12 protein-coding genes are annotated in these 17,129 nt (G+C 58.0%); 9 read left to right on the top strand and 3 right to left on the bottom strand.

The annotated features are described in order from the left end of the window. Positions 1-155 precede the first annotated feature (155 nt). Positions 156-1,067, top strand: coding sequence for an SDR family oxidoreductase (locus AC1Q8Q_RS02025; RefSeq protein WP_020796681.1), 912 nt, complete (start codon positions 156-158; stop codon positions 1,065-1,067). Positions 1,068-1,119: 52 nt separating this feature from the next. Here the strand turns inward: AC1Q8Q_RS02025 and AC1Q8Q_RS02020 are convergent, their stop codons facing one another. Both AC1Q8Q_RS02020 and AC1Q8Q_RS02015 read right to left on the bottom strand, forming a co-directional pair. Further along, positions 1,120-1,380, bottom strand: coding sequence for a bacteriocin immunity protein (locus AC1Q8Q_RS02020; protein ID WP_020796682.1), 261 nt, complete (start codon positions 1,378-1,380; stop codon positions 1,120-1,122). Further along, entirely contained in the window at positions 1,377-3,455 is a 2,079-nt protein-coding gene (locus tag AC1Q8Q_RS02015; RefSeq protein WP_492614770.1) for a pyocin-S2/colicin E7-DNase domain-containing protein, read from the bottom strand. The genes AC1Q8Q_RS02020 and AC1Q8Q_RS02015 overlap by 4 nt, the downstream gene beginning before the upstream one ends. A gap of 332 nt (positions 3,456-3,787) precedes the next feature. On the opposite strand from AC1Q8Q_RS02015, the gene AC1Q8Q_RS02010 reads away from it, so the two are divergent. From AC1Q8Q_RS02010 to AC1Q8Q_RS01990, 5 genes are all read left to right on the top strand, one after another. Further along, positions 3,788-3,976, top strand: coding sequence for a hypothetical protein (locus AC1Q8Q_RS02010; protein ID WP_083348235.1), 189 nt, complete (start codon positions 3,788-3,790; stop codon positions 3,974-3,976). A gap of 369 nt (positions 3,977-4,345) precedes the next feature. Then, positions 4,346-6,139, top strand: a complete 1,794-nt coding sequence (locus AC1Q8Q_RS02005) for a DUF1302 domain-containing protein (RefSeq protein WP_083348236.1) — start codon at positions 4,346-4,348, stop codon at positions 6,137-6,139. Between the two features lie 24 nt (positions 6,140-6,163). After that, on the top strand, positions 6,164-7,534 hold the full coding sequence (locus AC1Q8Q_RS02000) for a DUF1329 domain-containing protein (RefSeq protein ID WP_492614769.1): 1,371 nt from the start codon (positions 6,164-6,166) through the stop codon (positions 7,532-7,534). A gap of 140 nt (positions 7,535-7,674) precedes the next feature. Next, positions 7,675-10,230: a helix-turn-helix transcriptional regulator gene (locus AC1Q8Q_RS01995; protein WP_492614768.1), complete on the top strand. Its 2,556-nt coding sequence runs from the start codon at positions 7,675-7,677 to the stop codon at positions 10,228-10,230. Positions 10,231-10,416: 186 nt separating this feature from the next. After that, positions 10,417-12,858 (top strand): dermonecrotic toxin domain-containing protein, encoded by a 2,442-nt coding sequence (locus AC1Q8Q_RS01990; protein WP_492614767.1) that lies wholly within the window; start codon positions 10,417-10,419, stop codon positions 12,856-12,858. A gap of 5 nt (positions 12,859-12,863) precedes the next feature. On the opposite strand, the gene AC1Q8Q_RS01985 is transcribed toward AC1Q8Q_RS01990, so the two are convergent. Further along, a complete protein-coding gene (locus tag AC1Q8Q_RS01985; protein ID WP_020796689.1) occupies positions 12,864-13,658 on the bottom strand; it encodes an IclR family transcriptional regulator in 795 nt (264 codons plus the stop codon). 165 nt (positions 13,659-13,823) lie between these two features. Between AC1Q8Q_RS01985 and hmgA the strand changes: the two genes are divergently transcribed. Genes hmgA through maiA form a run of 3 tightly spaced genes read left to right on the top strand, consistent with a single transcriptional unit; the run spans position 13,824 to position 17,084 of the window. Further along, positions 13,824-15,128: a homogentisate 1,2-dioxygenase gene (hmgA, locus tag AC1Q8Q_RS01980; RefSeq protein WP_020796690.1), complete on the top strand. Its 1,305-nt coding sequence runs from the start codon at positions 13,824-13,826 to the stop codon at positions 15,126-15,128. A gap of 3 nt (positions 15,129-15,131) precedes the next feature. Beyond that, positions 15,132-16,436, top strand: coding sequence for a fumarylacetoacetase (gene fahA / locus AC1Q8Q_RS01975; RefSeq protein WP_033039329.1), 1,305 nt, complete (start codon positions 15,132-15,134; stop codon positions 16,434-16,436). Between the two features lie 12 nt (positions 16,437-16,448). Then, complete coding sequence (maiA, locus tag AC1Q8Q_RS01970) at positions 16,449-17,084, top strand: maleylacetoacetate isomerase (protein ID WP_020796692.1); 636 nt, start codon at positions 16,449-16,451, stop codon at positions 17,082-17,084. Positions 17,085-17,129: the final 45 nt, after the last annotated feature.

Below are 17,129 nucleotides of genomic sequence, written 5' to 3'. Positions count from 1 at the left end.
ACGCGGTCGACAAACAACAGGTCGGCCGCCAGGCCGCCTCGTGTTCATCATCCCCCTACCTTATCGCACACCATTCAGCCTCCCCCCTGTTCATTGTGACCCGTAGCGCCGTGCCTGAAACTCCAAGGCAATGTCCTGGCCTGCTGGAGTTCCCCATGAATGAGTCTGTGCGTTTCGAAGATAAAGTCGTGATCATCACCGGTGCGGGTGGCGGCCTGGGACGGGCGCACGCACTGCTGTTCGCCAAGCAGGGCGCCAAGGTACTGGTCAACGACCTCGGCGGTTCGACCCAGGGCGAAGGCGCCAACGCCTCGGCGGCAGACCGCGTGGTCAACGAAATCCGCGACGCGGGCGGCACCGCCGAGGCCAACCACGACTCGGTCACCGACGGCGACAAAATCGTCCAACACGCCCTCGACGCCTTTGGCCGCGTCGATGTAGTGGTCAACAATGCCGGCATCCTGCGGGACAAGACCTTCCACAAAATGGAAGACGCCGACTGGGACCTGGTTTACCGCGTCCATGTCGAAGGCGCCTACAAAGTCACCCGCGCCGCCTGGCCGCACCTGCGCCAGCAAAACTACGGGCGAGTGATCTTCACAGCGTCCACCTCGGGCATCTACGGCAACTTCGGCCAGTCCAACTACGGCATGGCCAAACTCGGCCTCTACGGCCTGACCCGTACCCTGGCCATCGAAGGTCGCAAGAACAACATCCTGGTCAACGCTATCGCTCCCACCGGCGGCACCCGCATGACCGAAGGCCTGATCCCGCCGCAAGTGTTCGAACAACTCAAACCGGAACTCGTCAGCCCGCTGGTGGTGTACCTGGCCAGCGAAAACTGCCAGGAAACCTCCGGGCTGTTCGAAGTGGGCGGCGGCTGGATGGGCAAGGTGCGCTGGGAACGCAGCCTCGGCGCCGGTTTCGATCCGCGGGTGGGGTTCTCCCCGGAAGACGTGGCGGCGCATTGGCAGCAGATTTGTGATTTCGAAGGGGCGGCGCATCCGAAGGACAACATTGAGGCGCTGAAGGAGATGATGGGGAATTTGCAGAAGTATTCGTTGTAATAAATTGAAAAAGGGGGCAAGTGTGAGTGCTTGCTCCCCTTTTTTACGCGTGTTATCCGGCTTTGAATCCGGTTTTTCCGTTATCTAGTCGCCACTGTTTTATTGCATTTATCACACCTTTCGGGCTGTCCTCAATGCCCTCTCTAGGGTCATACAAAATTCCTGTGCCATCGGGATGCTCTGAGGTGGTAACAATGTTCTCAACAATTGCATCGTGTTCTTCTTCAGAAGCGTAAGTACCTTCGAACAAACGTTCGACCAGAGCCATGTATTCGGCTTCTGTGTATTCTTCCAGTTTGCCCTTAAGAGTCATTCTTTCACTCCTTTTGCCTTTGTGTGAGTTTGGATGTGCGATTTAGGTGTCATTATTTGAAGATTATCCATGTCGTAGACTTCGCCGCCTTGCGCGATTGGGATGATATGGTGGACTTCATACTTGATTCTCTTACCCACTTGATCTTGAGGAAAGGCAGCTGGGGCGAGCCCCTGCTTCATGTCCATTTGCCTCAGTTTTGTAAACTGGCCGTTCAATAGCTCATCGTTACTCACAGCTTTCCAAAATTCGCTGCGGAAACTGTTAAATGTCGAAAATCTCCGTCCTCGGAGTTTATCCGCAATCTGCGCGGGAATCGGTGCACCTTCGGGCATTGAGGCAGTCCCCATCCAATTTCCAGATACTAACTGTCCTGCACCGCTAGTTACGCCGGGCTCGCTCCGCCGATCCCTGAACACCACAAACTGCGGCGGAATCCCCGATTCGACCGGGAATACGTAAATGAAACCTCCAAAGCTATAGAGATCCAGCTCCGGGTTTTCGTCGATCCTTCCTTCGAGGTCGGTTGCGGTAGCTCCGGTGTAGGGGGCAGCGTCCGGTTGTGCCGCAGGAAGAGCTGTTGATACATCGCCCGGGCTGACAAGTGGCGTCCATGTCATGCCGGGCGACTGGGCGGTTGCGCTCTCGCTCCTGTAAACATTCAGAGCCGGATCGTAGGTCGCGAAACGCACCGGTACTTTGCGCGACACCGAGGTGCCATTCGTGGCAGCGACGGAAAACTCTGTGGTGTTATCCACAGACCGGGAGCCGATCGCGACCGGCAGTTCGATGTCTCCATTGGCCTGGGCGATGGCATTCAGTGCGCCGGCGTCGTAGGTCGTTAAATCCGAGAGCGGCAGGCTCAAGGCGTACGGTTCTTTGTTGTCCCGCAGTGCGTAATAAACAAGCGCTGCGACGCCAACAACTATCACGACGCCTGACGCTGTCCCGACGGCTGCTGCCAACGCCGTGATTGCAGTGGCTGCGGCCGATCGCAGAGCAGTCCTGATCGCGAGGTTGGTGACCGCATCGACTGCCAGGGTTCCTGCTGCAACGGTGAACACCGGACCGCTTGCCGCCGCCGCGCCCGATACTCGAAACGGACGACTGCCCTTTGCGGCATCAAGAGCCGCCATTGCATCCCGGAGCGCTTGCTCCTCCGCTTTCCGTTGATTTTCGAGCCGCAACTGCTCGGCTTGCCGTTGAACATCGGCCTCGGCTTCCAGACGAGCCTGTTCAGCTGCGATGTAGCGTGCGGCAGCTTCAGCGGCAAGCCGCGCTTGCTCGGCAGCCACTCGTTCGGCTTCTGCCAATGCTGCTAATCGGACCTGCTCTTGAGCATGGGCGAGTGCTTCAGCTTCTGCCCTGATGCGTGACTGTTCGGCAGCGACGCGTTGTGCTTGCTGCTCCGCGGCAACCCGGCGTTCTTCAGCTTGCGCACCGGCAAGTAGATTCTGTACGTGTACCTGCTGACTATTCAAAAGTTGAATGTGCTCTGTCAGCAGCTTTGCGGAGTAGCCAGCTTTAAAAGACGCAACCCATTTTGAATAGGCAGGACCATAGGGCGTTACTGCCCCATCCAAAGCTTGAGCTCTGGCAAGGTAATCACCAATGGTTGAGTTGAGTGGGCTGAGCCCGTAAAAGGAGTCGGCGAGTGACGTCTGCGTGTGCAGTTGAGTCGTCTTCTGCTGAGTTAAAATGTTTCTGATGTTCAGTTCGTGCTGGTATGCCTGTGCGGTTGTCGATACTGCGGCCGGGAATTGGGCTCTCAGGTTCGCCAGGTCAGCCTCGATTGCTACTCCTGAATTTGCGGAATTAACCGTATAGTCAGCTTTAACGGCGTTTTCCGTAGCTTTAATATTGTCCCGGGTTTCGCGCCTTAGTCCTTCTGTGTTTGTAATGCCAGAGCCCATTCCTCCAGCTCGTGTTGGTGGAATTCGAAAACCACCACCTTGAGGGTTTTTCCCTGGTTTTGGTTGTGCTCCTACATGAGTTGTTTCTAAATAAACTGTGCGATCTTCTCCTCGGATATCAATTGGCGGCAGGGGCAACGGTGGTCCTTGTTTCTCTGACATTGGTTATTCTTTCTTGTGCGTGATTAATCGATGCTGCCGAATAATGCTACGCCAGGAATGTTTGGGACGGGTCTGAGGTGGTTGTGAGCTATTACATATAAAATTGAAAGGGGTTTCGCGGTATTAGATGCGCAAGCAGGAAACTCCCGCGCATTAAAAGAAATTTCTTATGCAGTTATAGGAAGTATTTTGTAGGACGTGTTTTCAACTATAAGGTTGGACGGTACCGCAAAAACCGCCACCCATAAAAAGGTTCTTTACTCAAGCTTGGGAAACATAAAAAACAAGAACGCCGATCCGTTGAGATCGTTTATATCCCGGTAGGAGCGAGCATGCTCGCGATGGTCGTCAACGATGACGCTGGAAGTCTGACACCCAGCGGCGTCTTTGAATTCATCGCGAGCATGCTCGCTCCTACAGGGGAAAAAAGCCCGAAAATAAAAAAGGCCGCTGCAAACGCAGCGGCCAAAGAAGACGTTGGATCCAGGAGCTACAAATCAACGTCGATGTACACGGGGTGATGACTCGATACGTTCAAATCATCTGAAATCTGTCGCGAACGGCGGGAGGGGAACACCTTCCGTTGCTTCGCGCTTTGCGGCTGTTGTCCCCAAAGCGCAGGGCAAGGATAAGTCTTTGCCGGCAAGGGAAAAATAGCGATCAGGGAGATGCACCGTTACCGCTGGCGCAACAGTCCTGCCTGGCAGCAGCCTAGACCATATTTTCAATTGATGCCGCCACATCCAGTGCATCTATGCCCCCGCCTGATCCCCCGTGCCATGCAACCAGTCATCCTTTCGAGCGACACCACGAATACCTCCTTGGTGCGCTTATCGCTCCCGGCGTGCGGCAGTAGGGTGTGGCCTTCTGTCACTCACCGGGGAAGACGCATGACAAAAACAACAATGCGCGCCATCTTCACTCCGCAGGCGCTGGCCGCTGCGGTGGCCTTGGGGTGCTGTGCCCAGGCGCAGGCTCTTTCATTCAACATTGGCGAAATCGAGGGCACGTTCGACTCTTCGCTGTCGGTCGGTGCGAGCTGGGGCATGCGCGATGCCGATGATGCGCTGGTCGGTATCGTCAACGGTGGCAGCGGGCAGGCGTCGACCGGTGACGACGGGCGACAGAATTTCAAGAAGGGTGAAACCTTCTCGAAGATCTTCAAGGGCATTCACGACCTCGAACTTAAATACGGCGACACCGGCGTGTTCGTCCGGGGTAAGTACTGGTACGACTTCGAATTGAAGGACGAAGACCGGCCGTTCAAGCCGATCAGCGATCACAATCGTAAGGAAGGTTCCAAATCGTCCGGTGGGCAAATCCTCGATGCCTTCGTCTATCACAACTACTCCATCGCCGACTTGCCAGGAACGGTGCGCGCCGGTAAGCAGGTGGTCAGTTGGGGCGAAAGCACCTTCATCGGCAACTCGATCAACAGCATCAACCCGGTCGACGTGTCCGCTTTTCGCCGTCCCGGTGCCGAGATCAAGGAGGGCCTGATTCCGGTCAACATGCTGTTCGCCTCCCAAGGCCTGACCGACAAGTTGACGGTGGAAGGCTTCTATCAACTGGAGTGGGACCAGACCGTCGTCGATAACTGCGGCACCTTCTTCGGCGTCGACGTGGTGGCCGATGGTTGCAACAAGGGCTACACCGTGGCCAGCCCGGCGATTGCGCCATTGCAGCCGATTGCCGCCGCCTTTGGCCAGGGCTTCGAGGTTACCCGCGAAGGGGTGGTCGTTCCTCGCGGCCAAGACCGCGATGCCCGGGATTCCGGGCAGTGGGGCACGGCGTTGCGCTGGCTGGGGGACGACACCGAGTACGGTCTGTACTTCATGAACTATCACAGTCGCACGCCCAACGTCGGTACCACCACGGCTGGCCTGTCCACCCTGGCGAGCATTCCGGCAATTGTCGCGACCGCCAACCGTATCGCTCCCGGTAGCGGTTCGGGCCTGGCGCAAAGCGTGATGCTCGGTCGCGGCCAGTATTACCTTGAGTACCCAGAAGACATTCGCCTGTATGGCGCGAGTTTTTCCACCACCTTGCCCACTGGTACGGCGTGGACCGGCGAGATCAGCTATCGCCCCAACGCGCCGGTGCAGGTCAACACCAATGACCTGACACTGGCGATGCTCAACCCTATCGCCGGTGGCGCGGCGTCACCGATTGCGACCTCGCCTGGGGCCGATAACAAAGGCTATCGACGCAAGGAAGTGACCCAGGTCCAGAGCACTCTGACGCACTTCGTCGATCAGGTCGCAGGCGCGGATCGCCTGACCCTGGTTGGTGAAGCCGCGGTGGTTCACGTCGGTGGCCTGGAGTCGCGCAGCAAGTTGCGCTACGGCCGCGACTCGGTGTACGGGCAATACGGTTTTGGCGGCGACACCGATGGTTTCGTGACCTCGACCTCCTGGGGTTATCGTGCCCGCGCCATCCTCGATTACAACAACGTCATCGCCGGGATCAATTTTCGGCCCAACCTGTCGTGGTCCCACGACGTCGCCGGCTACGGCCCCAACGGGCTGTTCAACGAAGGTGCCAAGGCCGTCAGCCTCGGCGTCGATGCGGACTACCGCAACACCTATACCGCAAGCCTCAGTTACACCGACTTTTTCGGGGGTGACTACAACGTGCTCGAAGACCGCGATTTCGTGGCGTTGAGCTTTGGCGTGAACTTCTGACCTGGCTGAAAAAGGATGAATTCGATGCGCAAGATGATTCTGCAATTGGGCTCCGCCCTGGCCTTGAGTTTGCTGGCCGTCAACGTGATGGCGGCGGTATCGGTGGAGGAAGCGAACAAGCTTGGTACCAGCCTCACACCGCTGGGCGCCGAGAAGGTCGGCAATGCCGCTGGATCGATTCCAGCGTGGACCGGCGGCATTGCTAAAAATGCGGGCGCAGTGGACAGCAAGGGCTTTTTGGCCGATCCGTTCGCCAACGAAAAGCCCTTGTTCATCATCACCGCAGCCACGGTCGACCAGTACAAGGACAAGCTGTCCGATGGCCAGGTCGCGATGTTCAAGCGTTACCCGGAGACCTACCGGATCCCGGTCTATCCGAGCCATCGCACGGCAGCGCTGCCACCGGAAGTGTATGAAGCGGCCAAACGCAGCGCACTGAATGTGACACCCACCAACGACGGCAACGGCCTGGCCAACTTCACCGGCAATCGCTACTACGCCTTTCCGATTCCGAAGAACGGGGTCGAGGTGATCTGGAACCACATCACCCGTTATCACGGCGGTAACCTGCGTCGCACCATTACCCAGGCAACGCCGCAGTCCAATGGCGATTTCACGGTCATCCGCTTCAAGGACGAAGTGGCAGTGCCGTCGCTGCTGGGTGACCTCAAGCCAGGCAGCGATGAAAACGTCCTCAACTATTTCAAGCAGGAAGTCACCGCGCCGGCCCGTCTGGCGGGCAACGTGCTGCTGGTTCACGAAACCCTTGACCAGGTCCAGGAACCCCGTAAGGCCTGGATCTACAACGCAGGTCAGCGCCGTGTTCGACGGGCGCCGCAAGTGGCCTACGACGGTGTGGGCACCTCTTCCGACGGTTTGCGCACCACCGACAACTTCGACATGTTTTCCGGCGCGCCGGATCGTTATGACTGGAAGCTGATCGGCAAGAAAGAGATGTACATACCCTACAACAGCTACAAACTTGACTCGCCCGACCTCAAGTACACGGATGTGATCAAGGCCGGGCACATCAATCAGGACCTCACCCGTTATGAACTGCATCGGGTCTGGGAGGTCGTCGCCACGGTCAAGCCCAATGAGCGGCACGTGTACGCCAAGCGTCACATGTACATCGACGAAGACACCTGGCAGGTTGCCCTGGCTGACCACTACGACGGTCGTGGCCAGCTCTGGCGAGTGGCAGAAGGGCACGCGCAGTTCTACTACGATCATCAGGTCCCGGCCTACACGGTCGAAGCGCTGTACGACCTGATCGCCGGTCGCTACATAGCCTTGGGGATGAAGAATGAGGAGAAACGCAGTTTCGAATTCAACATTGCTGCAAAAGCTGGGGACTACACGCCAGCGGCGCTACGGAGCACAGGTGTGAGGTAGATTTCCTACAGCTGTTACACAAAAAGGTGACCTTTTGGTCACCTTTTTTATAGGGCTTGATCAGTGTGTTGAATACTTCTTCAACAAGCGCTCAACAGAGGACTAGGGTGGCGCCACAAAAATAAAAAAGGCGCACCACTATGACTGCCATGACGACGTGTCTGGACCGTCCTGGACTCCTGCCCCGATTGTCTCCCCATCACTTGTATCGCGCGCGCCTGGTTGAACCGTTGCTGGCCTCGACGGCGCGGGTGAAATTGCTCTGTGCACCGCCCGGCAGCGGCAAGAGTGCACTGCTCGCAGAATGCATGTTGAGCGCGCCGGCAACCTGTGAGGTGCGCTGGCTGCCCTTGGCGGGTGAGGCGATCAGTGTGGGTGGCTTTTGCCAGCGCCTGGCGCGAACGCTGGGACTGAAAACCTCGGATGAGTCCGAATTGTTGGAATATCTGGCTCGATTACCGACAGCCACCTGGTTGTTTATCGATGACTATTGCCGTGTCCCTGACCCGGAGCTGGACCTGTTGCTCGACCGGTTGTTGGCCAGCAGCAGCCCGATGGTCACCTGGTGGCTGAGTGGGCGGCGGCGTCCGCAGTGCAACTGGCCACGGTTACTGCTCGATGATGAATTGTACGATGGCGATCGCGCTGCGCTGGCGTTCAATCAAGGGGAAATCGAAAAGCTGTTGCATCACCTGGAACCGGCCCAGGCCGCGAAAGGTGCCGAGAGGATTTTGCGTCACAGCGGTGGCTGGTGCGCCGGGGTGCGGATCGCGCTGCTGCAAAAATGCGACTGGACGCGTCACGACACCCTCTGCGGTCGACCGGACACCCTGCACGACTACCTCGAGCATGAGCTCTTCGCCAACCTGACACCGGAATTTGCCGAGGCTTGGCGGGTGCTGGCGCTGTTGCCGCGATTCAACGCCCGGCTCAGCGATCACCTGTTCGGTGCGGGCGAGGGCGCGCAATACTTGAGTGTGTTGCAGGCGCTGGGCTGTTTCATCGAACCCTGGCAAGACTCGACAGACTGGTTGCAGGTTTTCGCCCCCCTGGCCCTGTTGATGCGCGATGAACCATGGCCGGCCGCCCGCTTCTGGCATCGTCGTGCCTGTCAGTGGTTCGTCGCTGAACAGGACTGGAAGGCCGCGTTCGAACAGGCTTTGCTGGCGCAAGAATTCGAGGTTGCGGTCAGCCTGTTGCAGCATTTCAGTTTCGAGCAGTTGTTCGAAGAACAGACCGTGGTACTGCTGCTGCGTTTGCACGAGCAACGCGGTGATGAACTGCTGTTCGGCTCGCCGCAACTGGTCGGCCTGATCACCGCGGCCCTGTTGTTTGCCGGGCGTTTCGAGCAGGCGGCCGAATGCATCGAACAGTTGTCACGCTTCACGCCACAGCCGTCGGCAACCCTGCAAAGGCAATTGATCGCCCGTTGGCAGGCTCAACAGGGTTGGCTCCTGCATTTGCTGGGGCGCATGGAAGCGTCACGGGCACACTTTCTCGAGGCACTGGGCGAGCTCGACCTGGAGTGCTGGCCTGCTCGGCTGATGTGCCTGTCCGGCTTGACGCAACAGGCCTTGCTGCGGGGCGAACTCGACGTCGCACAGGCGCTCAACCGCGAGGCGTTGTGCCTGGCCCGGGCGCAAGGTTCACTGGTATTCGAAGGGTTGCTGGAACTCGATCACGCTCAATTGCTCGAGCAGCGGGGCGCGTCCTGCAGGGCTGATGACCTGCTCGCCAACATGCACGGCCTGCTTTGCCAGCAGCATGCGAACGCCGAACCCTTGTTGGGACGGATCGCCCTGCGTCGTGGCCGATTGAACTTGAGTCTGGGCCGGGCGCAACAAGCTGCCACTTACTTCGAGAGCGGCCTGCAGATCTGTCTGCGCAGCCAGGACAAACGAGCGCTTTATGGTTTTCTGGGGCTGGCGCAACTGGCGGCCAATCGCCTGGATTACGCCCAGGCTTTCGACCTGCTGCGTGACGCCGAGCGGATGATGCAGCAACGGCGGATTCCCGAAACGGTGTATCGCAGTGCCTTGCTGCACACCAGTATCCAGTTCTGGCTGCAACAAGGGCGATCGGAACTGGCTCATGAGGCCCTGATACGGGTGCTGCGTCACTATCGCGGGCCTTGTGCACGCCAGGCTCCACCGGCAACGCTGGAGCTGGTTGACAGCCTGGAGTATCTGCTGGTCCTGGCCGAGGTTTACCTGGGGCGGGCACAAGCGCCTCTGGAGCGGCTTGAAGCCCAACTGCAACGGGTCAGTCAGCGGGGAATGGTGGCACTGCAAGCGCAATTGCACCTTGCCGTGGCTGAAGTCGCCTGGCTCAAGGGCGATCCGGACGCTGCCCGGCAATCGCTGGCGCAAGGATTGGCATTGGTTGAACGGTGCAACCTGCAACAGGCCTTGTGCGATTTGCAGTTGCGCCAGCCGCTACTGCCGCAAGCCATTGGGTTGACCGGGTTAGGCGATGATCACCAGGCGCCGGGTGCACCGCAAAACCGTTTGAGCCAACGGGAAATACAGGTGCTGCGGTTAGTGGCGCAGGGCAACTCCAATCAACAGATTGCTGATCTGTTGTTCATTTCCTTGCACACGGTCAAGACCCATGCGCGACGTATCAATGGGAAGTTGGGTGTGGAGCGCAGGACGCAAGCCGTGGCCAAGGCGAAAGTATTGGGTATTGTTACTTGATGTACGAATTCTAAGGCGTTTTGTTTGTTCATGAATGCACACAAGTTTCGGGGTGTGCTTCCATGGCTGTAGTGTTTATATGTCTGGAATCGCCCCGATAGTTTCAGTTTCTCAGTTTAATTTTTATACGAGTTAATAGGGGCGCAATAACGACCAACATAATAATTTATGCAAAAAGGACAGTGCATGGAAATTAATGGATTAACCAATGAGTCCGCGTACAAGCTTCAAGAAGAAGTTTTACGCCCCTCCAGGAAAACACCACAGCTGCCGGATTGGCTGCAACGTGCAAGTGAGGAGGATCGCCAGTACTACTTTGATGCTGAGCAGTCCCTGACTGAAAGCGAACAGGCGCTGGATGCACTGCTTGGAGAAGTTAAGTCGCTGAAGGCGTTCGCCAGGTTTCAAGCGCGGGAAGTTGTTCGACTACTCAGCGGTGAAGTGGTGGACCCGGACTATATTTTCGTCCGCACTCACTACACTTTCTTCGTCGGCGAGCGAAAGGTTGTGCAGAGCAATCGCTTGACGCTTCCCGAATTCATGCTCAACGATTTGTACGGCTCCACCACCATTGCGCTGGAGATCAAACTGGAAGGGGACGCGCTGCCGTCCGGCGTGACCGCAGACGATATTCTGGAGGTGATGGTCGGCGCGAGCATGCGCAAATTCCATGCGGAAAAATTCGAAAAGAAGTACACGGACGAAGCGGTGCTTCAAGCGCAACAAATTCTGTTGAGTAGTCGTATAGGTCTGAGTTCATTCAGCGCGAAGCTGCAGGGCCATATCAGTGACGAGAGCCTGCAGATCGTCGCTATCTCCTCGCAAGGTGATGAGCGTTGTTCCATGGGAGCGCTCTCGTTGGGTGATGCGAAAGGCGCTTTCGAGGGGATGATTGTCTGCTGCGGGCCGCAGGGCGAAGAAGGGCTTTGTGTGCTGTATGCACCGCAGGCTCCGGGTGGCAGGAGCTGGTATGAGTTCGCGAGCTTCAGGCAGTTGAATTTCCATTTGTTCGATTGGACCGCAAAACCCGAAGGGCGCAGTTATTTGAGCCGCCAGACATTGGCCAGTGAACGCGCCAGCCTGGACGCGTACATGAGACGTCTCCAGGACCTGCCGAGCCAGTGGTGTGGTATCCAGCGCAGCCCTTGGCCAAACAGCGCAGAGGGTGCATTGCGCCAGGGGGTTATGCTGCATGTCGATTGGTTGCGCGGGGAAATGCAAGCGGTCGTTCCTGCCGGGTATCGCTCGGCCACCACCGCCCAGCGACAATGTTTTGCGCGGTTGAACATTGAGCTCAAGGGTTTAACCAAACTTGCAGGGCGCGAGGCAGCGTTGATCAGTTACGAGGACTTCGCCTGCAAGCTGATCAAGAAGCGTGCAGAGGAAGTCCTGGCGCAACACGGCGAAACCGTCGACATAGATCCTGACCTGATTGTGGTGAGGCTTGATGATTCCAAAGAGATGACCTTGTCCCGGATGATCATCGATGAACATCACATTACCGAAGAAAGTGGTCCGACTCATAACCGCGGAATTTACCCGTCCATTCGTCTATCACCCGGCCATCCACCTGTTTCCGATCTGCTGATCAAATATGTGCCAGGCTGGTCAAGAACGTTGCGCCCAGGTGAGCAGTATCTCGCCATGTTAAAGGCCGATTACCTGGACCAGGATGCCCCGGACTATGCCTTGAAACGTGACGTCTACGTCGATCTGCGGCGCCATGAAATGCATCGTTCAGCGTTGGAAGCGCTGTTCTGTGGTCATATTGAACGCAAGCAATATGAGCAGATTGAACAGCTCATTGAGCAGTCGCGCGAAGTGGAACCTGATCCAATCTCGCATGTTGAAGATCCCGAGTCTCCTCAACGCGAGGGTCTCTACAGGTTTTATCTTCAAAACTGCCGGGTTGACGGCATTTATGTGTTCCGCCTCATGCGCAATGGCGCTGCGGATGATTTGCTGTATACCCCACATGCGCCGGATTGCCGATCGTTCAGACCCTTGGCCGAGTTTGCCAGATCGGTGAAAACGGCAGAACTTGGCAGTTATTACAGCAAGCGAGTCAAGTTCACGCAGCAGAAAGTTGTCAGTGCATACCTTGAGAAAGTGAAGCTGCGTAGTATCGAGGACATTCCTCATTTGCAGTCCGATAGCCGAGTCCGCGATTTCTCCCGTTGCTACACCGATGCAATGGCTCAGATCGTTGACGACGTGGATGCCAAGACCACCAGTCTTGGGGAGATTGTCAGCAAGCTGATCTACGATAATGCAATCGTGGCAGTCACCGTTTTTAGCCTCCCTTTCGCACCTATCGGACTCGCCTTGAGTGCTGTGGTGATGACCAACGCGGTGTTTGAGGGGGCGAAGGCGTACATGGAAGGGGACCACGAGAAGATGTTCTCGAGTTACCTCGATTGCCTGTTGGAGCTGGCTACGATGCGCATCGGAAAGCTAGGTTTTTCAATGGCGCAGAAGGCCATTGCCAAGCAGGTCGGCAATGTTAATACCTGCATGGGCGTAATCTCTGCGTGCACCGGCAAAACGGTGGACCTGGCCGTCGTCAGCGAACTGATAAAGCAGTCGCTCGCCGAGCCTGACTCCAGCGAGCAAACGATTTTGATGTAATCCGGCTAGCCGGTGATCGTGGGCGGTTCATAGCCCATCCGCCAACTTACGGCCCGTGTCGCCGCCAGCAAGCGCTGCGCCGCCGGGCCGTTTTCGTCGGCATGAAACAACGAGGTCGGGCCGACAATGGTAATGACTGCCACCACATGCCCGGCGGCGTTGAACACCGGTGCCGACAATGCATCGACACCAGGCATCAGTAAACCGTGCACGTGATGCAAGCCGCGGCCGCGGATCTGCCCACATAGCGTTTCATAGACTTGATCATCGCTGAGGGCGTGAGCGCCGGCCGACAGCAGTTCCTGCTCACGCAACTCCACGGTTTCACGCTTGGGCAGGTACGCGCCAAACACCAGGCCCGTGGAGGAGCTGAGCAAGGGCAACACCGACCCCAACTGTGTCACCACCGTCACCGCCCGCACCGCCGGTTCGATGTGCACCACGGTCGCTCCCTGATTGCCCCACACCGCCACGAAACAGGTTTCGTTCAAGTCGTCGCGCAACTCGGCCAACGGTAGGGCGGCGACTTTCAGCACGTCCATACTGTTGAGTGCCGCCAATCCGACGCGCAAGGCTTCACGGCCCAGGCCGTAATGATTGGTCGCCGCATTCTGTTCGGCAAAGCCACTGGCGATCAACGCCTGTAGGTAGCGGTGAACCTTGCTCGCTGGCATTTGCACGTGCTCGGCCAGGCGCGAGAGTGAAGTCGAGGGCGACAACTCGGCCAAGGCCTTGAGGATGTCAGTACCCACCTCGGCCGAGCGGACTTTCTGTTTACCGTTGCTGTCAGGCTTTTCCATGGAGGCGTTGTGATCCCGGGACGAATGGGCGTCTTTATAGCTTGACGGTCAATCCCAATCAAATTACGTTAAGCGTAATTGAATTACGATAAAAATAACCCCGACGTGCCACGAACTCTGCAACAGAGCGACCGGCCACTGTCGACTCCCTGTTCAGGAGGCTCCATGAACTCCGATTCAACGACGCCAGCGCTGGCCTATCAGTCAGGCTTCGGCAACGAATTTTGCAGTGAGGCATTGCCTGGGGCACTTCCCGTTGGCCAGAACTCCCCGCAAAAAGCGCCTTACGGCCTCTACACCGAACTGTTCTCCGGCACTGCGTTCACGATGGCACGCAGCGAAGCACGGCGGACGTGGATGTACCGGATTCAGCCTTCGGCCAATCACCCGGCATTTATCAAGCTCGATCGGCAATTGGCCGGCGGCCCATTAGGTGAAGTGACCCCCAATCGCCTGCGCTGGAACGCGTTGGACATTCCCGCCGAGCCAACCGATTTCATCGATGGCCTGGTGAGCATGGCGGCCAACTCCAGCGCGGATAAACCGGCGGGGATCAGCATCTACCAGTACCGCGCCAACCGTTCCATGGAGCGCGTATTCTTCAATGCCGACGGCGAAATGCTGCTGGTGCCGCAACAGGGGCGTCTGCGCATCGCCACCGAACTGGGCGTACTGGAAGTGGAGCCGCTGGAAATCGCGGTATTACCTCGCGGGCTGAAATGGCGCATCGAACTACTCGACCCACAAGCGCGCGGTTACATCGCCGAGAACCACGGTGCGCCGTTGCGCCTGCCGGATCTGGGGCCGATCGGCAGCAACGGCCTGGCGAATCCGCGTGATTTCCTGACGCCGGTGGCTTGCTACGAAAACCTTCAACAGCCCACGACGCTGGTGCAGAAGTTCCTAGGCCAGTTGTGGGGATGCGAGCTCGACCACTCACCGTTGAACGTGGTCGCCTGGCACGGTAACAACGTGCCTTATAAATATGACCTGCGCCGTTTCAACACCATCGGCTCGGTCAGCTTCGACCACCCGGACCCGTCGATCTTCACGGTGCTGACCTCGCCGACCAGCGTCCACGGCTTGGCCAACCTCGATTTCGTGATCTTTCCGCCACGCTGGATGGTCGCTGAGAAAACCTTCCGTCCACCGTGGTTCCACCGCAACCTGATGAATGAATTCATGGGCCTGATCCAGGGCGAATACGACGCCAAGGCCGAAGGTTTTGTGCCCGGTGGCGCTTCTCTGCACAGCTGCATGAGCGCTCATGGGCCAGATGGTGAGACCTGCACCAAAGCGATCAACGTCGACCTGAAACCTTCGAAAATCGACAACACCATGGCCTTCATGTTCGAGACCAGCCAGGTGCTGCGCCCGAGCACGTTCGCCCTCGATTGCCCGCAACTGCAAGACAACTACGATGCCTGCTGGGCTACCTTCCCAGCCACTTTCGACCCGACCCGGAGATAACCCATGACGCAAACTTCCATTACTCGCAGCTGGGTTGCTTCGGCCAACGGCCACGAGGATTTCCCGCTGCAAAACCTGCCGCTGGGCGTGTTCAGCGTGAAGGGGGCAGCGCCCCGTAGTGGCGTGGCCATTGGCGAGCATATCTTCGATCTGGAAGCGGCACTCGATGCCGGCCTGTTCGATGGCGCTGCAAAGGCTGCGGTCGAAGCCACCCGTGGCGGTCAGTTGAATGCGTTCTTCGAATTGGGTCGCGAAGCTCGCGTAGCCTTGCGTGAGCGTTTGATAGAATTGCTCAAGGAGGGCAGCACCCTGCGCGGCAAGATCGAAGCACAGGGCGCGAAGTTGCTGCCTCTGGCTGCCGATTGCCAGATGCATCTGCCAGCGAAAATCAATGATTACACCGACTTTTACGTCGGCATCGAGCACGCTCAAAACGTTGGCAAACTGTTCCGCCCGGACAACCCGTTGCTGCCCAACTACAAGTATGTGCCGATCGGCTATCACGGCCGCGCCTCGACCATCCGCCCGTCGGGCACCGACGTGCGCCGTCCCAAGGGCCAGACGCTGCCAGCCGGTCAGACTGAACCGACATTCGGTCCCTGTGCACGCTTGGACTACGAATTGGAACTGGGCATCTGGATCGGCCAGGGCAACGACATGGGCGACTCCATAGCCATTGGTGACGCCGCTGATCACATCGCCGGTTTCTGCCTGCTCAATGACTGGTCGGCACGTGACATCCAGGCTTGGGAATACCAGCCGTTGGGGCCATTCCTGTCGAAGAGTTTCATCACTAGCATTTCTCCGTGGGTCGTGACGGCCGAAGCGCTTGAGCCGTTCCGTCTTGCCCAGCCGGCACGTCCGGAAGGCGATCCACAGCCGCTGCCGTACCTGTTCGATAAACGCGATCAAGCCGCTGGCGCATTCGACATCGAACTGGAAGTCCTGCTGCTCACCGAAGCCATGCGCGAGCAGAACCTGCCGGCCCATCGCCTGACCCTGAGCAACTCGAAACACATGTATTGGACCGTGGCGCAAATGGTGGCGCATCACAGCGTCAATGGCTGCCAGTTGCAGGCCGGTGATCTGTTCGGTTCGGGCACCTTGTCCGGTCCTCAAAGCGGCCAGTTCGGCAGCTTGCTGGAGATCACCGAAGGCGGTAAGAAGCCGATCGAACTGGCCTCGGGCGAAGTGCGTAAATTCCTCGAGGACGGCGACGAGATCATTTTGCGTGGCCGTTGCAGCCGCGAAGGGTTTGCCTCCATCGGCTTCGGTGAATGCCGCGGCAAAGTGTTGCCGGCTCGCTAAGGGGATCGGTTCATGGAACTCTATACCTACTACCGCTCAACGTCGTCCTATCGGGTGCGTATCGCGTTGGCGCTCAAGGGCCTGGATTACCAGGCGCTGCCAATCAACCTGATTGCGCCACCGGGTGGAGAGCATCGCCAGCCAGCGTACCTGGGCATCAATCCGCAAGGCCGCGTGCCGGCATTGCGCACCGACGAAGGCGAGCTGCTGATTCAGTCACCGGCGATCATCGAGTACCTGGAGGAGCGTTATCCACAGGTACCGCTGCTGTCCAAGGATCTCGTTGCCCGCGCCCATGAGCGTGGCGTGGCGGCGCTGATCGGCTGCGATGTACATCCGCTGCACAATGTCAGCGTGCTCAATCGGCTGCGCCAGTTGGGCTTTGATGAACCGCAGGTTCTTGAGTGGATTGCGCACTGGATCAACCAGGGGCTGGCGACCGTGGAGCAGCTGATTGGTGATGAGGGTTACTGCTTTGGTTCGCAGCCCGGGTTGGCGGATGTGTACTTGATTCCACAGTTGTATGCCGCCGAACGCTTCAACATTTCCCTTGAGGCTTATCCGCGAATCCGCCGGGTAGCGACGCTGGTCGCCAGCCACCCGGCGTTCATCAAGGCGCATCCAGCTAACCAGCCTGACACGCCTTGATTTGCATATACCCGTAGGAGCGAGGCTTGCCCGCGAAGAACGATA

Source organism: Pseudomonas sp. GW823-FHT06B06, from assembly GCF_058795195.1.
This window is presented reverse-complemented; position numbering and strand designations above follow the sequence as displayed.

Excerpts from the sequence above, each read along its gene's own strand:
- AC1Q8Q_RS02025 (WP_020796681.1), top strand. The coding sequence starts at position 156 with ATGAATGAGTCTGTGCGTTTCGAAGATAAAGTCGTGATCATCACCGGT.
- AC1Q8Q_RS02020 (WP_020796682.1), bottom strand. The coding sequence starts at position 1,380 with ATGACTCTTAAGGGCAAACTGGAAGAATACACAGAAGCCGAATACATG.
- AC1Q8Q_RS02015 (WP_492614770.1), bottom strand. The coding sequence starts at position 3,455 with ATGTCAGAGAAACAAGGACCACCGTTGCCCCTGCCGCCAATTGATATC.
- AC1Q8Q_RS02010 (WP_083348235.1), top strand. The coding sequence starts at position 3,788 with ATGCTCGCGATGGTCGTCAACGATGACGCTGGAAGTCTGACACCCAGC.
- AC1Q8Q_RS02005 (WP_083348236.1), top strand. The coding sequence starts at position 4,346 with ATGACAAAAACAACAATGCGCGCCATCTTCACTCCGCAGGCGCTGGCC.
- AC1Q8Q_RS02000 (WP_492614769.1), top strand. The coding sequence starts at position 6,164 with ATGCGCAAGATGATTCTGCAATTGGGCTCCGCCCTGGCCTTGAGTTTG.
- AC1Q8Q_RS01995 (WP_492614768.1), top strand. The coding sequence starts at position 7,675 with ATGACTGCCATGACGACGTGTCTGGACCGTCCTGGACTCCTGCCCCGA.
- AC1Q8Q_RS01990 (WP_492614767.1), top strand. The coding sequence starts at position 10,417 with ATGGAAATTAATGGATTAACCAATGAGTCCGCGTACAAGCTTCAAGAA.
- AC1Q8Q_RS01985 (WP_020796689.1), bottom strand. The coding sequence starts at position 13,658 with ATGGAAAAGCCTGACAGCAACGGTAAACAGAAAGTCCGCTCGGCCGAG.
- hmgA (WP_020796690.1), top strand. The coding sequence starts at position 13,824 with ATGAACTCCGATTCAACGACGCCAGCGCTGGCCTATCAGTCAGGCTTC.
- fahA (WP_033039329.1), top strand. The coding sequence starts at position 15,132 with ATGACGCAAACTTCCATTACTCGCAGCTGGGTTGCTTCGGCCAACGGC.
- maiA (WP_020796692.1), top strand. The coding sequence starts at position 16,449 with ATGGAACTCTATACCTACTACCGCTCAACGTCGTCCTATCGGGTGCGT.